Genomic DNA, 15,169 nt, shown 5'->3' with positions numbered 1-15,169 from the left:
AAGCAGTGATCGGCCGGGAGCGCCAGTTTTCGACGGGGTCTCGCGGCACGGGCCTGGCTCTGATATAGCAAGGATAGGCGGCGCCCCGGCCCGCCAGGACCGGGCAACCGCCGACCTCGATGAAGGAGAGCGTCGATGGCCGTAACGCATACTGTTCCCGCAGCTTCCTCGGCACGGGCCGCGCCCGTCCGGACCATCACACGCCAAGACCTGCGTATTTCGCTCCGGGACGGCTGGGCCGATTTCATGACGATGCGCGGCGACCTCATTTTCCTGGGGCTACTCTACCCGCTGATTGGAGTCGTCGCGGCGACGGTCACCCTGGGCGGAACCCTGCTGCCGCTCTTCTTCCCGATCGCCGCCGGCATTTCCCTGCTCGGACCGATCGTCGCGATCGGATTCTACGAGCTGGCGCGAAGGCGCGAGGACGGGTTGGAATCGGACTGGTCGCACTTCTTCGACGTTCGCAAGCGGCCCTCGGCGGAGGGTATCGGCGTCGTTGCGGCGCTTCTCGTCACCATCTTCCTGCTCTGGGTCGCGGCCGCCGCCATCCTCTATGTGGGGCTATGGGGCATCGGCGCACCGGAATCGGTCGGGGCCTTCCTCACGCGCCTGTTCACCACACCCGAGGGTTGGGGACTGATCGTGGTCGGGAATCTCGTCGGCCTTGCCTTCGCCGCCCTGGTGCTCGCCGTGAGCGTCGTCTCCCTGCCGATGCTGGTCGACTGCGAAGTCGACGCCAGCACCGCCATCGCCACCTCGGTCGCCGCGTTCAAGGCGAATACGGGCCTGATGATGCGCTGGGGCTTCATCGTCGCCGCGCTCCTGGTGGCGGGATCGATCCCACTGTTCATCGGCCTCGCGGCTGTCCTGCCCTGGCTCGGCTATTCGACCTGGCATCTTTACACGCGGCTGGTCGACCGGGACGCCTTCCCGCACTGCCAGGATTAAGGCGCTGCCTTCACCGAGCGGTCGAGGAAGCGCTCGATCGTCTTCCAGACATGGGTCTGGCGGCCCTCGCCCGTGACGGCGTGGGTCGCGCCGGGATAGACCATCATCTCGAACGGCCGCCCCTCCGCCTGCAGCTTGGCGATGAGCGCGGTCGAATTTTCGAAGACAACATTGTCGTCGGCCATGCCGTGAATGATCAGCAGCGGATCGGCGATACTGGCGCTGTCCGGCAGCACGCTCGCGGCGGTGTACGGCGCGGGGTCAATCGACGGGTTGCCGAGATAGCGTTCCGTGTAATGGGTGTCGTAGAGTTCCCATTGCGTCACCGGAGCGCCGGCCACGCCTGCGGCGAAGGCGCCCGGCGCCGCCTCGAGCAGCTTCGCGACCATGTAGCCGCCATAGGACCAGCCATAGACGGCGATCTTGCCCGGATCGACGAAGGGCTGCTTGTTGAGCCAGTCGACGCCCGCCAATTGATCCTCCACCTCCACCGATCCCAGCTTCAGGTAGAGGGCGTCGGCGAAGGCCTTGCCCCGGTCGGGCGTGCCGCGATTGTCGATCGAAAAAACGATCCATCCCTTGTCGACCAGATACTGGTGCAGCGGCGACGTCCAGCCCCGCGTCGCCTGTCTACCCGTCGGGCCGCCATAGACCTGGACGAAGACGGGATAGCGCTTGCCGGGCTCCCGTGGCGGGCTCAGCACCTCATAATAGAGGTCGGTTCCATCCGCGGCCTTGATGGTGCCGAAGGTCGGAAGGACATGGCTGTCCAGATAGGGCGCGTACGGATGAGAGGGGTCCAGCCTATTTTCCTCGATCCAGGCAAGGCGCTTTCCGCTGGGACCGGCGAGATAGACTTGCGAAGGCTGGGCGGGGCTTGAGCGGTAGATGAGGGCGCGCCTCGCCTCGTCGTCCATCTCGGCCCGGTTCCACCAGCCGGTTTCGGTGAGGCGGACGGGCCTTCCCGGATTATCGAGATCGACCCAATAGAGATGCTGCTCCAGCGGCGCGCCGAGGTTGCCGGTGAAATAGACGTGGCCGGTTTCCTCATCGACCCCGTCCAGCTCCGCCACCGCCCATTCGCCCTGGGTGAGCGACGTCCATTCGCCGTCCTTCCAGCGATAGAGATGATTGAATCCGCTGCGGTTGGAGGACCAGATGAGACTGCCATCCTTTAAGGGTTTCATATCATCATCGACGGCGACCCACGTGTCGGACGTCTCACTGAAGAGCACTTTCGATTGACCGGTCTCCGGATTGACCCGCAGCAGGTCGATTCGCTTCTGGTCGCGGCTCTGGCGCTGGACGAGGAGCGCGCTGCCGTCCGGCGTCCAGTCCACGCGCGCGACGTAAATGTCGGGATTCGTGCCGAGATCGACCTTCACCTTGCCGCTTCCATGCGGCGCCATGATGTAGAGATCGACGACGGCGTTGGCCGTGCCGGCGACGGGATAGCGCTGCTCGTAAAGCCGAGTGCCGTCGGCGCCGATGGCCGCGCGAGTGACGACTTCGACCCCGCTCTCATCGACGCGGGCGACCGCGATATGACGATCATCCGGCGACCACCAATGGCCTTCGTCGCGCCCCATTTCCTCCAAGGCCACGAACTCGGCCGAGCCCCAGCTGATCGGCGCCGCCCCGTCGGTGGTAAGCGCGCGCTCCTTTCCGGTCGAGACGTCCATCACATAGAGATTGTGGTCGCGGACGAAGGAGAGATAGCGGCCGGTTTCCGACACCTGCGCGTCGAGCTCGGTCGCCTTGGTTTCGGTCAAGCGGCGGACGTTGCCGTCGAGGGAGGCCAGATAGAGATCGCCATCGAGGGGCACGAGAATGATCTCGCCATCAGGCGACCATTCATACGCGACGATGCCCTTCGTGCCGGCGATGCGCGCGCGCTCGCGCCGAATCTTTTCTTCCTCTGACACTTCAGCGCCGGTGCCAATCTTGAGCGAGTCGACCAGCATACGGGCCTCGCCCGTCGACGCGTCGATCGCCCAGAGGTCGTAGCGCTCGCGATCCTCCGCGCGATTTCGGAGCAGAGTCACCAGCTCGCCGTCAGGAGACAGGCGCGGGAGACGCGGGACCGAGCCCTCGAGCGACGGGCTGTCGAAGATCCGTTCGAGAGTGAGCTCTTCGGCGGCGGCGGGAGAGGCGGCGGCCAGGACGGCGGCCGCCAGGAAGATGTTACGCATCCGTCCAGCCTAGAGGCCGCCCGGCAAAAGAAAAGGGCGAGGACTTTCGCCCTCGCCCCATTCAATCCAGCGACGGAATGCCGCGAGAGCCTCAGCCCTCAACCGGTTCCGTCTCAGGAGCGGCCTTGACGACAGGCTTGTCCCCGCGCGTATCGCGGCGCTCGGCGATGCGGGCGGCCTTGCCGGTGCGGCCGCGCAGATAATAGAGCTTGGCGCGGCGGACGGCGCCGCGACGCACGACCTCGATCGAATCGATGTTCGGCGAATAGAGCGGGAAGACGCGCTCGACGCCCTCGCCGAAGGAAATCTTGCGGACGGTGAAGGAAGAACCGAGGCCGCGATTGGCGCGCGCGATGCAGACGCCCTCATAATTCTGGACGCGGGTGCGTTCGCCTTCGACGACGCGGACGCCGACGCGAAGGGTGTCGCCGGGGCGGAATTCGGGGATCGACTTGGTCGACTTGAACTGCTCGATGGCCTCGGCCTCGAGGGTCTGGATGAGGTTCATTTTACGTGCCTTCATTCTCGCGCCGCGCGCCAGAGGGCGACTGACCGGGTGCGTCCCCATGACGCTCCATCAGGTCCGGCCGCCTTGACCGTGTGTCCAGGGCCGCCCTTTGCTTCCGCCAGGCGGCGATCTTCGCATGATCCCCCGATCGCAGCACTTCAGGGATCCTGCGCCCTTCCCATTCAAGAGGTCGGGTATAATGAGGGTATTCGAGAAGGCCCGCTTCAAAGCTCTCCTCCTCACCGCTCGTCGGCGCGCCCATTACCCCGGGAAGAAGGCGAACGCAAGCATCGAGGAGGACGATCGCCGCCGTCTCCCCGCCGGAGAGGATATAGTCGCCGATCGAGACCGGAACGATCGGCCGCGCCTCGAACAGACGCTCGTCGATTCCCTCGAAACGGCCGCACAGGACGGAGACACCCGGCCCCCCGGCAAGCTGCCTCACCATTTCCTGCGTCAACGGCCTTCCCCGCGGCGTCATGGCGAGCATCGGCACATCCGGACGCCGCTCCAGCACATGATCGACCGCGCGCGCCAGAACATCCGCCCGCATCACCATCCCCGCCCCGCCCCCGGCCGGCGTATCGTCGACGGAGCGGTGCTTATCCGTTGCGAAATCGCGAATCTGAACGGTGTCCAGCGACCAGGTCCCCTCCGCCAGCGCGCGGCCGGCGAGGCTTTGGCCGAGCGGACCCGGAAACATTTCCGGGTAGAGCGTCAGAATGGAAGCGCGCCAGGTCATGCACCTCCCCTAGCGGCAGTCGGCGCCGGAACCAACGCGCTTCGGCCGCGCTAAGCGCGCATGAGCGAACCCGATTATGACTGCCTCATCATCGGCGGCGGACCGGCGGGGCTGACGGCGGCGATTTATCTCGCGCGCTTTCATCTCGAGGTGAAAGTGGTGGATGCGGGGATGAGCCGGGCGAGTCTCATTCCCTGCACGCGCAATCATGCCGGGTTTCCGGACGGCATCACCGGACAGGAACTGATCGACAGGATGAGGGCGCAGGCCCAGAAATATGGCGTCTCCATCGAGAGCGGCCGCGTGACACGCCTGGACAGGGTCGAAGGCCGTTTCGAGGCGCAATGGGGTGAAGGCGAGGCCGAGGCGCGGAGCGTGCTCGTCGCGACCGGTGTCAGGAATCGCCGCCCGTCAATGGACGAGGCGCTGCACGACAAGGCGCTGGCCGATGGCCTCATCCGCTACTGCCCGATCTGCGACGGGTACGAAGTCACCGACAGGAAAGTCGGCGTGATCGGCAGCGACAGCCACGGCGTCGCCGAGGCCCTGTTCCTGCGCGGCTATACGGCGGATGTCACCCTCATCGCGCCCGACAAGGCGATGGCGCTTCGCCAGAAGGATTGGGAAAAGCTGGAGCGCTTCGGCATCCGCACCGTCGACGGCCCCTGCCGGGCGGTCGGGGTCGACGAGGACACGATCTTCGTCGAGACGGCCGAAGGCACGCATCGCTTCGACAGCGTCTATCCGGCGCTCGGCTCCGACACCCATTCCGACCTCGCCGAAATGGTGGGCGCGAAGCTGTCGGACAGCGGCTGCATCCTCGTCGACGCACACCAGCGCACCAACGTGCCCGGCCTCTACGCGGCGGGCGACGTGGTGCAGGGGCTGGACCAGATCAGCCACGCCATGGGCCATGGCGGCGTCGCGGCGACCACGATCCGCAACGATCTGACGAAAGTGAAGCCGTTGATCCGAGGCGCGAAAGATTTAGAATCGCAGAGTCAGGGTTCGGCGATGGAGTAAGTCAGTTCCTGAATGGCGGCCGGCCGGGTCGGCGCCAGCAGCACCTCCCCCTCAAGCCGGCCGCGATCACAGCGCCAGGTGAAGGTGCCGGACATGTTTCCCGTCGGATTGATTGGAGCTTCCGTGGCACAGCTTCCGGTCTTTTCCTTCAGGGCGGCGAGGTCCCCGCGCCAGGCTTCGGCCGATCTGTCCATCAGGAAATTCATGGCGAGCCGGTCTTCGGCCGCCATGACATCGCCGGCGCGATAGATGGCCGCCGCGGCCTCGTAGCCGGCGGCGAGCATCGGGCTTACCGGATGCCGGCGCCCTTTAAGAGCGCCGGCTTCGTCGAGCGCGATGGCGGCATCCCATATCGGTCCGCGGGGCGCGTCATAGGTGCGGTTGCTGAAGGCGAAAAGGCCGACGTCGTGCTCCGGAAGCAGCAACACATAGGTGCCGTAGCCGGGATAGCCGCCACTGTGGTTGAGCGCCAGGCCGAGCTCGCAATCCACCGAGGCGTTCATGCCTTTGCCATAGGCGTTGACGACAGGGCATTCGGTGCCGTCGCCCATGCGGCGCTGATGCACTACGCGCACGAAATTCGAGCCCTCCGCAAGCTCGCGGATGCTCGCACGCTTCAGCGGCCCTGTCTCCGGTCCGTCCTGGGCCGGCCAGGCGGACAGCAACCAGGCGACATAGCGCGCATAATCGTTGGCGCTGGTTTGCAGCCCGCCCATCGAATTGAAGGCGCCATCGGCCATTGTCGGCTCCTCGACCCAGGCGCCGTCCACCCAGCGATAGCCAATCGCCCGCCGTTCGACGGGCGATTTCAACACCTCGAAGCCGGTCGACGTCATGCCGAGCGGGCGAAGCAGCGCCTGCTCGACATAGGCGTTATAGGGCATGCCGGAGACGTTGGAGACGATCCGGCCAAGGAGGGCGTAGCCGAAGTTGGAATATTCGAACGCGGTGCCGGGGGCGCGGCTGAAGAGCACACCTTCGTCCAGCATGGCCGTAAACTCGGCCTGCGGCATTGGCTGCTGGCGATCGCCCCACGGGTTGTCCGTGACGAAGCCCGCGGTGTGGGTGAGGAGATCGCTGATCCGGATACGCGGCGAATCCGCGGTCGGATAACGCCAGTCCCGCATCTCCGGCACATATTGTTCGGCGAGGTCGTCCAGCGAGAGCTTTCCCTCGTCCCGCAGCTTCAGGATCACGAGCGCGGTGAACGCCTTGGTCATCGAGGCGATGCGGAACAGGCTATCCGCGGTCACGGGCCGGCGCGCCTCTATGTCCTGCACGCCCAATGCCTTGACGTGAACCAGACGACCGTCGGCGACGATGCCGTAGACAAGGCCGGGTGAATGGCTGTCGCGCTGGAACTTGGCAAAGGCCGTATCGATTTCGGGCAGAACCGGCGCGATCGCGGCGGGCATCGGCTCGGCCGCCCTTGCCGGGGTTATAGGGGCGACGACAAGAAATGCCACGGCCAGCACGCTGCCTATGACCCGCATTCCCGTCCCCTGCTGATAAAGGCGCGCCTTCAGCTACCTTACAGGTCGGATTTGCGGATTTACAAGGCGCAGCCGCTCATCAGGGAGAAATGAGCCGGTTCTCGATTGTCTTAGGCGAGAAATTCGGGATCGACGATGATCCTGCCCTCGGCCAGGTCGGCAATGCCTTTCCGGAACGGGACCATGGCGGTCTTGCCGCCCGGCTTTTCGATTTCGAGAATGTCGCCCGCGCCGAAATTCTCGACGGCGACGACGGTACCGAGCGGATGACCCTCGGCATCCTGGCAGGGAAGGCCGATCAGGTCGGCATGATAATATTCGCCCGCCTCCAGCGGCGGCAGGGCCGAGCGATGGACCGTCATGAGCTCGCCTCTCAAGGCCTCGGCGGCGGCCCGGTCGGTGATTTCGGCGAAGCGGGCGATGGGTGCGCCACCGCCCGCTTTCACCGATTTCAGCGTCAGCGTCCGGTCGCCCACATGCACCGTCTTGTGACGGGCCAGGCTTTCCGGGCCTTCCGCGAACAGCTTCAGCCGCACCTCGCCGCCGATGCCATGAGCACCGATAATGGCGGCGAGAGTGACCGGCTGATCGGCCAAGGCTTAGCCCTCAGCCTTTTCCGCACCTTCCTCGGGAGCGGCCTCTTCGGCGCCTTCAGCCGGAGCGGCGGCGGACTCGCCCTCGTTGACGGCTTCGTCGGCCGGAGTCGCCTCCTCAGCGGCAGGCGCTTCCTCGGCGGTGGCCTCCTCGGCCGGAGCCTCCTCAGCCGGAGCCTGCTCAGTGGGAGCCTCCTCAGCGGGAGCGTCCTCGACGGGAGCTTCCTCGACGGGAGCTTCCTCGGCGGCGGCCTCAGCGGGAGCCGCCTCGGCGACGGTTTCCTCGGCCGGCGCTTTCTCAGCGGCGGGCTCTTCAGCCGGGGCGGCGGCGGCTTCGGCTTCCTTGGCGGCACGCTCCTCGGCGCGCTCCTTGGCCTTCTCGCCGGGCTCGCCCTTCTTCGGGTTGCTGCGGGCCGGGCGTTCCATCAGGCCGGCCTGATCGAGGAAGCGAAGGACGCGGTCAGACGGCTGAGCGCCGACCGACAGCCAATGCTTGGCGCGATCAGCGTCGATCTTCACGCGCTCTTCGCTGTCGCGGGGAAGCAGCGGGTTGTAGCTGCCGATGCGCTCGATGAACTTGCCGTCGCGCGCATTGCGCGAATCGGTGACGACGATCTTGTAGTAGGGACGCTTCTTCGCGCCACCGCGCGCGAGCCTGATTGCAACTGCCATTGTTAAGTCCTTTCTGAGTTTATGCTTATTTCTTGATAAATTTGTCGAAGCCGGGCGGGAGGTTGAACGGCTGGCCGCCGGCGCCTCCGGGCAGTCCCGGAAGTCCGGCGGGTGGAGCGCCGGCGCCGGCGCCAAGACCACCCATCATGCCGCCCGGGCCTCCTGCTCCGCCACCGCCGAACAGGGCGCCCAATTTGCCGAGCCCGCCCATCTTTTTGATCTTCTTCATGGTCGTCGCCATTTCCTGATGCATCTTCAGGAGACGGTTCACGTCCTGCACCGTCGTGCCCGATCCCTTGGCGACGCGGATCTTGCGCTTGGCGTTCATCAACTCGGGCTTGGAACGCTCCCTCGGCGTCATCGAACCGATGATCGCGTCGAGCCGCTGCAGGGTCTTGTCGTCCTGCGCCTGCTGGGCAACGCCGGCCACCTTCTTCATGCCCGGAAGCATCGAGGCCAAGGCGCCGAGGCCGCCCATGCGCTGCATCTGCAGCAGCTGGTTGCGCAGGTCGTTGAGGTCGAACTGGCCCTTCGCCATCTTCCGGGCGAGGGCTTCGGCCTCCTCGACCTTGATCGTCTCGCTGGCGCGCTCGACCAGGCTGACGACGTCGCCCATGCCGAGGATGCGGCCGGCAACCCGCTCGGGATGGAAGCCTTCGAGCTTGTCGATGCCCTCGCCGACGCCGGCGAACTTGATCGGCTTGCCGGTGACGGCGCGCATCGACAGCGCCGCGCCGCCGCGGGCGTCGCCGTCGAGACGGGTGAGGACGACGCCGGTGATTTCCACCTGCTCGGAAAAGCTCTTGGCGACGTTGACGGCGTCCTGGCCGGTGAGCGCGTCGACCACGAGCAGGATTTCCTGAGGACTCGACACGTCGGCGACCGCCTTCATCTCGTCCATCAGCGCCTGGTCGACGTGAAGGCGGCCCGCCGTATCGAGCAGGACGACATCGAAGCCCTGAAGCCTGGCCGACTGTAGCGCGCGGCGAGCGATCTCGACAGGCTGCTGACCGGGCACGATCGGCAGCGTCGCAACGTTGGCCTGGGTGCCGAGGACCGCGAGCTGTTCCTGGGCCGCCGGGCGAGCGACGTCGAGCGACGCCATCATCACCTTCTTGCGCTCCCTGTCGGAGAGCCGCTTGGCGATCTTGGCCGTGGTGGTGGTCTTGCCCGAACCCTGCAGGCCGACCATCATGACGACGGCCGGCGGCGTGACGTCTATGGCGAGGTCGGACGCGTGGGCGCCTAGCATCTCGACCAGCGCGTCGTGGACAATCTTGACGACCTGCTGGCCGGGCGTGACTGACTTCAGCACCTGCTGGCCGATCGCCTTATCCGTCGCCTTGTCGACGAACTCGCGGACGACGGGGAGCGCGACGTCAGCTTCGAGAAGCGCGATCCGCACCTCGCGCATGGCGGCGCGGACATCGGCCTCGTTCAAGGCGCCGCGGCCGCGCAGGCGATCGAACACGCCTCCTAGGCGATCGCTCAGACTCTCGAACATGCTCGCCTTCCTCGCCTCATCGTCCAAACACGAAAGCGCCGGCGGGCGAAACCTCGCCGGCCAGCGCGCGCCCTCGGGCGCTTCAAGCTCATACCCATTCGGTGAACAGGATGTGGGCGCGCATAGCGGCGCGGGCAAGCGAAGGCAAGACCGCGCCCCGGCTTAACCGCATTTTCACGCCCGCCGCCCTAAACCAGAGGGCTCGCGGACGGGAGAAACGGGACTAATATGGCGAGCATGTTCTCGAGGGAGAGGCAAGACCGCCGCGACAACGCCGATTTCGTGATCATCGGCATCGCGGTGAGCGCTCTCCTGATCCTGGCCGCGTTCGGCAACTATTATTTAGAGGCGCTGAAGGAGCATTTGCTCCGGCTGGGCGCCGACAATAGCGGCCTCGTCATCGGGCTGCTGCTGCTCAACGTCGCCCTCACCATCTACGGGGTCCGCCGTTACAGCGACGTCAGGCGCGAGGTCATCGAGCGCACCGCCGCCGAACGGCGCGCGCAGACGCTTGCCTCCACCGATCCGCTGACCGGTTTCTTCAACCGCCGCGCTCTGGGCGACGCCATCGAAGACCTTCTTTTGACCGCCGCCCAGAAGCGGCGGGCCGTGGCGACCATGATCATCGACCTCGATGGCTTCAAGACGATCAACGACGTCCACGGCCATCTCACCGGGGACAACCTCCTTCGCGCGACCGCCGACATCGTCCAGAAGGCGCTGCCCGTGGGCGCGGCGGGCGGGCGGATAGGCGGTGACGAATTCGCCGTCGCCTTCCCATTCGATCCGGACCGGGCGACGGCGGTGGAGGCGACCGCCGACTATATCGTCGAACGGCTCGGCAAGCCGTTCGATCTCGCCGGCGTTCACACCCATGTCAGCGCATCCGTCGGGATCGCGCGGTCGGACCATGATTGCGGCAGCGTCGACGCCCTGCTCCGCCGCGCCGATATCGCGATGCACGCGGCGAAGAAGCTGGGCCGCAGTCGCTATGTCTGGTTCGACGGCAGCATGGAGCGGGAATTGCAGAGCCGCAACGCCATCGAAGCGGGCCTCCGCCGCGGCATTCCCGACGGCGAGTTCCTCCCATATTTCGAGCAGCAGATCGACCTTGTCAGCGGCAGCCTCCACGGTTTCGAGATGCTCGCGCGCTGGCAGCATCCGGAGCGAGGCATCGTCCTGCCCGACGAGTTCATCGGCGTCGCCGAGGAATGCGGCCTGATCGGCGATCTTTCCATGTCGGTGATGCGTCAGGCCTTCGAAGAAGCACGCGGCTGGGATCCGCAGCTGACCCTGTCGGTCAACATTTCCCCTTCGCAGCTGAAAGACCCCTGGCTCGCCCAGAAATTGCTGAAGCTGCTGGTCGAAACCGGCTTTTCCGCAGAGCGGCTGGAAGTCGAGATCACGGAAAGCTCGTTGTTCGAGAATCTCGGCCTCGCCCAGTCGATCATCGGCAGCCTCAAGAACCAGGGCATCCGCATCGCCCTCGACGATTTCGGCACCGGCTATTCGTCGCTCGCCCATCTTCGCGCGCTTCCCTTCGACCGGATCAAGATCGACCGCAGCTTCGTCTCCTCGATCAACGACAACCCGGAGAGCGCCGCCATCGTCACCGCGATCACCCGGCTAGCCGAAAGCCTCCACCTCGCCGTGACGGCCGAGGGGATCGAGGACGAGCTTATCGAAGCTCGGCTGCGATCGATCGGCAGCTACAAGGGGCAGGGCTGGATGTTCGGACGCCCAATGCCCGCCGATGCCGTGCGAAGGCTGCTGGCCGAGCGGAACCTGCTTCCCGTCCGCCGGGGCGAGGAGCCGCAGAGGCGGCGGATGAACAATCGCGACCGGACGCGCCGGACGCGCTGACACGGCATGGTGGACTTGGAAGCCGCCGCCCACTAGATCGCGCGGGCGATGAAGCGCCGCTTTCACAAAATGCATGGTCTCGGCAACGATTTCGTCATCTTCGACGCGCGCGAAACGCCACTGGAGATGGATAGCGCGCGGGCCCGCCATATTGCCGACCGCAAGACGGGCATCGGCTGCGACCAGCTCATCCTCATCGAGCCTTCGCAAGCGGCGGACATGAAGATGCGCATCTTCAACGCGGACGGAGGCGAAGTCGAAGCCTGCGGCAACGCGTCCCGCTGCGTCGCCCTGCTCGCAGGGGGTGGTGCGCGGATCGAGACCACGGGCGGTGTCATCGGCGCGGCGGCCCATGACGATGGAGCCACCGTCGACATTGGCGAACCCCGCTTCGGGTGGGACGACATCCCCCTCGCTTACCCCCTGGACACGTCGGCGCTGCCGGTGGGTTGGGACGGGCTTCGGGAGCCGGTCGCGGTCAATGTCGGCAATCCGCACATCGTCTTTTTCGTCGATGACGCGGATGCCGTCGAGCTGGAACGCCTCGGGCCGTTGATCGAGAATGATCCTCTCTTCCCCCAGCGGGTCAACGTCAACATCGCCTCCGTCAAGGACGGCGTCATTCGGCTTCGCGTCTGGGAGCGGGGCGTGGGTCTCACCCGGGCCTGCGGCACCGGCGCCTGCGCGACGGCGGTGGCTGCCATCCGGCGGCATATGGTCCAGCGCCCCGTCGAGGTGCGGCTTCCGGGTGGCTCGCTGACCGTGGACTGGGAACCGGGCGGCCGCATCCGCATGTCCGGCCCAGCGACGCACGTCTTCACCGGTGAGATAGATCTGGAAACCCTGGGATGAGCGGCCCCGAGGTGATCACCCTGGGCTGCCGCCTGAATGCCGCCGAGAGCGTGGCAATGCGGCACCTCGCGGCGGACGAGGACGACCTCATCATCGTCAACAGCTGTGCCGTCACCAACGAAGCGGTGCGCCAGACGCGGCAGGCGATCCGCAGGGCCAAGCGCGCCCGGCCCGAAGCGCGGGTATTCGTCACCGGCTGCGCGGCTCAGGTCGAGCCCGAGACGTTCGCCGGAATGCCGGAGGTGAGCCGGGTGCTCGGCAACCGGGAAAAGTTCGACGCGACCAGTTTCACAGATGAAGCTGAAGCCAGGGTTTCCGATATCATGGCGGTCCAGACGACCGCCCCGCATCTCGTCACCGGCTTCTCGGAGCGCACGCGCGCCTTTGTCGAGGTGCAGAATGGCTGCGACCATCGCTGCACCTTCTGCATCATCCCCTACGGACGCGGAAACAGCCGCTCGGTCCCGGCCGGGCTCGTCGTCGACAAGATCAAGGCATTGGTCGACGAGGGCCATCGGGAGGTCGTTCTGACGGGCGTGGACGTCACCAGCTACGGCCCCGACCTTCCCGGCCGCCCGACCCTCGGCCGGCTGGTCGAGCGTATATTGAAATACGTCCCCACCCTGCCCCGCCTCCGCCTGTCCTCGCTCGACAGCGTGGAAATCGACGAGCGGCTGGAGAAGGTCATTTGCGATGAACCGCGCTTCATGCCGCACCTCCATATGAGCTTCCAGGCCGGCGACGACATGATCCTCAAGAGGATGAAGCGGCGTCACAATCGCGCGAACGCGATAGAGACCGTGGCAAGGCTCAAGGCCAGGCGGCCGGACATCGCGATTGGCGCCGACCTCATCGCCGGTTTCCCCACCGAGACCGAGGAAATGGCCGAGAACAGCCTCCGCCTCATCGACGAGTGCGATATCGTCATGGGTCACATCTTTCCCTATTCACCCAAGAGGGGAACGCCCGCGGCACGCATGCCGCAGGTGGCTCATGCGGCGATCAAGGAGCGGGCAAGGCGGCTTCGTGCTGCTACGGCGCGTCGCAAGACACTGTGGCTTCAGAGCCTCGTCGGGACGAGACAGAATGTGCTGGTCGAGCGCAAGGACGGTTTGGGCCACGCCGAAAATTTCGCGCCCGTCCGGGTTGCCGGGGGCGCGGCGGTGGGCCACATCGCGACCGTGAACGTCATCGCCCTCGAAAACGACATGCTGATCGGAGACGCGGTTTGAGCGAGACTCCCTGGCTCGAGCGGCTGCGCGGCGGGTTCAAGAAGACATCGGACAGGCTGGGGGACAATCTCACCGGCCTCTTCACCAAAGCCGCTCTCGATGACGAAACACTCGACGAGATTGAGGAAGCGTTGATCGCCTCCGACCTCGGCCCCGCGACGGCGGCCAAGGTCCGCGACCGGCTGTCGCGCGAGCGGTTCGAGCGCAGCCTTACGGAACTCGGCGTGCGCGAAATCGTCGCCGAGGAGCTGGCGAAGATATTGGCGTCGGTGGCCACGCCGCTGGAGATCGACGCCTTCCCGCGCCCGCAGGTGATCCTGGTCGTCGGCGTCAACGGCTCCGGCAAGACCACCACTATCGCCAAGCTCGCCCACCTGTTTCTGGAGCAGGATTACGGCGTGCTGCTCGCCGCCGGCGACACCTTCCGTGCCGCCGCCATCGGCCAGCTCAAGATCTGGGCCGACCGCGTCGGCGTGCCTATCATCACCGGCCCCGAGGGCGGCGATCCTTCCGCCATCGTCTTCGACGGCGTGAAGAAGGCGACCGCGGAAGGTATCGACGTCCTTATCGTCGATACGGCGGGCCGGCTGCAGAACAAGAAAATCCTGATGGACGAGCTCGCCAAGATCCGCCGCGTACTCGGGCGGCTCAATCCGGCGGCGCCGCACGATGTTGTGCTCGTGCTCGACGCCACTACCGGTCAGAACGCGCTCGGCCAGATCGAGGTGTTCAAGGAGGTTGCCGGCGTCACCGGCCTTGTGATGACCAAGCTCGACGGCACGGCGCGCGGCGGCGTCCTCGTCGCGGCGGCCGAGCAATTTGGTCTTCCCATTCACGCCATCGGCGTCGGCGAAGGCTTGGACGACCTCCGCCCCTTCGACGCGGATGACGCCGCCCGCGCCATCGCAGGCGCCCCGCAGAAGAGCGACGCATGAACACGACAACCAAAGCCAAGCCACATGCGGGTCTCAGCTTCGCGCTGGATTTCGGACCGCTGCTCGCTTTCTTCATCGCCTACAAATTTACCGGCATCTTCATGGGGACCGCGGTATTCATGGCGGCGATCGTCGTCGCGCTCGTCGTGTCGGTGATCGTGCTGAAGCGGGTCTCGCCGATGACCTGGATCTCGGCCATACTGGTCGTCGGCTTCGGCGGCCTGACGATCTACCTCAATGATCCGAGCTTCATCCAGCTCAAGCCCACGATCATCTACGCGGGCTTCGCGGTCCTGCTCTTCGCCGGCCTTGCGGCGCGAAGGCCGCTGCTCCGCTATGTCTTCGGGCCGATCTTCGAAGGGCTGAACGAAACCGGTTGGCTCAAATTGTCGCGCAACTGGGCGATATTCTTCGCCGCGATGGCGGTGCTCAACGAAGTCTTGCGCGCCTGGCTCAACTTCGAAACATGGCTGACCGTGAAGGTCTGGGGCGTGACGGCCCTATCCATGGCCTTTGCCATGGCGAACATCCCGATGCTGCTGCGCCACGGCTTCAGCGTCGCCGAGGTCAAGGAAGAGCCGCCCATCCCGCCGCAGGGCTGAGTATTAT

13 protein-coding genes and 1 pseudogene are annotated in these 15,169 nt (G+C 65.8%); 7 read left to right on the top strand and 7 right to left on the bottom strand.

Annotation, left to right across the window (positions count from 1 at the left end):
- The first annotated feature begins 135 nt into the window (after positions 1–135).
- Entirely contained in the window at positions 136–951 is an 816-nt protein-coding gene (locus VIR62_RS14005) for a DUF2189 domain-containing protein (protein WP_431872234.1), read from the top strand.
- Here VIR62_RS14005 and VIR62_RS14000 read toward each other — a convergent pair.
- From VIR62_RS14000 to trmD, 3 genes are all read right to left on the bottom strand, one after another.
- On the bottom strand, positions 948–3,143 hold the full coding sequence (locus VIR62_RS14000) for a S9 family peptidase (RefSeq protein ID WP_431872232.1): 2,196 nt from the start codon (positions 3,141–3,143) through the stop codon (positions 948–950). The genes VIR62_RS14005 and VIR62_RS14000 overlap by 4 nt on opposite strands.
- Before the next feature lie 91 nt (positions 3,144–3,234).
- A complete protein-coding gene (gene rplS / locus VIR62_RS13995) occupies positions 3,235–3,651 on the bottom strand; it encodes a 50S ribosomal protein L19 (RefSeq protein ID WP_431872254.1) in 417 nt (138 codons plus the stop codon).
- Position 3,652: 1 nt separating this feature from the next.
- Positions 3,653–4,393 (bottom strand): tRNA (guanosine(37)-N1)-methyltransferase TrmD, encoded by a 741-nt coding sequence (gene trmD, locus VIR62_RS13990; RefSeq protein ID WP_431872231.1) that lies wholly within the window; start codon positions 4,391–4,393, stop codon positions 3,653–3,655.
- Between the two features lie 60 nt (positions 4,394–4,453).
- Between trmD and VIR62_RS13985 the strand changes: the two genes are divergently transcribed.
- Positions 4,454–5,416 (top strand): NAD(P)/FAD-dependent oxidoreductase, encoded by a 963-nt coding sequence (locus tag VIR62_RS13985; RefSeq protein WP_431872229.1) that lies wholly within the window; start codon positions 4,454–4,456, stop codon positions 5,414–5,416.
- Here the strand turns inward: VIR62_RS13985 and VIR62_RS13980 are convergent.
- The 4 genes and pseudogenes from VIR62_RS13980 to ffh form a co-directional block, all read right to left on the bottom strand.
- The gene (locus VIR62_RS13980; RefSeq protein ID WP_431872227.1) at positions 5,395–6,909 is read right to left on the bottom strand and encodes a serine hydrolase domain-containing protein; all 1,515 of its coding nucleotides are present in this window, start codon (positions 6,907–6,909) and stop codon (positions 5,395–5,397) included. The genes VIR62_RS13985 and VIR62_RS13980 overlap by 22 nt on opposite strands.
- 110 nt (positions 6,910–7,019) lie before the next feature.
- Positions 7,020–7,505 (bottom strand): ribosome maturation factor RimM, encoded by a 486-nt coding sequence (gene rimM, locus VIR62_RS13975; RefSeq protein WP_431872226.1) that lies wholly within the window; start codon positions 7,503–7,505, stop codon positions 7,020–7,022.
- Positions 7,506–7,712: 207 nt separating this feature from the next.
- Positions 7,713–8,174: pseudogene (rpsP, locus tag VIR62_RS13970) on the bottom strand (30S ribosomal protein S16); the annotation flags it as partial.
- Positions 8,175–8,199: 25 nt separating this feature from the next.
- Positions 8,200–9,678: a signal recognition particle protein gene (ffh, locus tag VIR62_RS13965; RefSeq protein WP_431872224.1), complete on the bottom strand. Its 1,479-nt coding sequence runs from the start codon at positions 9,676–9,678 to the stop codon at positions 8,200–8,202.
- A 228-nt stretch (positions 9,679–9,906) separates the two neighbouring features.
- On the opposite strand from ffh, the gene VIR62_RS13960 reads away from it, so the two are divergent.
- From VIR62_RS13960 to ispZ, 5 genes are read left to right on the top strand one after another with little or no spacing between them, the layout of a single operon-like run.
- Entirely contained in the window at positions 9,907–11,541 is a 1,635-nt protein-coding gene (locus VIR62_RS13960; RefSeq protein ID WP_431872223.1) for a putative bifunctional diguanylate cyclase/phosphodiesterase, read from the top strand.
- Between the two features lie 48 nt (positions 11,542–11,589).
- Positions 11,590–12,393, top strand: a complete 804-nt coding sequence (dapF, locus tag VIR62_RS13955; RefSeq protein ID WP_431872221.1) for a diaminopimelate epimerase — start codon at positions 11,590–11,592, stop codon at positions 12,391–12,393.
- On the top strand, positions 12,390–13,625 hold the full coding sequence (gene mtaB / locus VIR62_RS13950; protein WP_431872219.1) for a tRNA (N(6)-L-threonylcarbamoyladenosine(37)-C(2))-methylthiotransferase MtaB: 1,236 nt from the start codon (positions 12,390–12,392) through the stop codon (positions 13,623–13,625). The genes dapF and mtaB overlap by 4 nt, the downstream gene beginning before the upstream one ends.
- On the top strand, positions 13,622–14,560 hold the full coding sequence (gene ftsY / locus VIR62_RS13945; RefSeq protein WP_431872218.1) for a signal recognition particle-docking protein FtsY: 939 nt from the start codon (positions 13,622–13,624) through the stop codon (positions 14,558–14,560). The genes mtaB and ftsY overlap by 4 nt, the downstream gene beginning before the upstream one ends.
- Complete coding sequence (ispZ, locus tag VIR62_RS13940; RefSeq protein WP_431872216.1) at positions 14,557–15,162, top strand: septation protein IspZ; 606 nt, start codon at positions 14,557–14,559, stop codon at positions 15,160–15,162. The genes ftsY and ispZ overlap by 4 nt, the downstream gene beginning before the upstream one ends.
- Positions 15,163–15,169 lie beyond the last annotated feature (7 nt).

The organism is Allosphingosinicella sp. (genome assembly GCF_036570505.1).
Lineage (GTDB): Bacteria > Pseudomonadota > Alphaproteobacteria > Sphingomonadales > Sphingomonadaceae > Allosphingosinicella.
The sequence above is the reverse complement of the archived record's forward strand: the minus strand, read 5'-3'. Positions and strand labels throughout refer to the sequence as shown.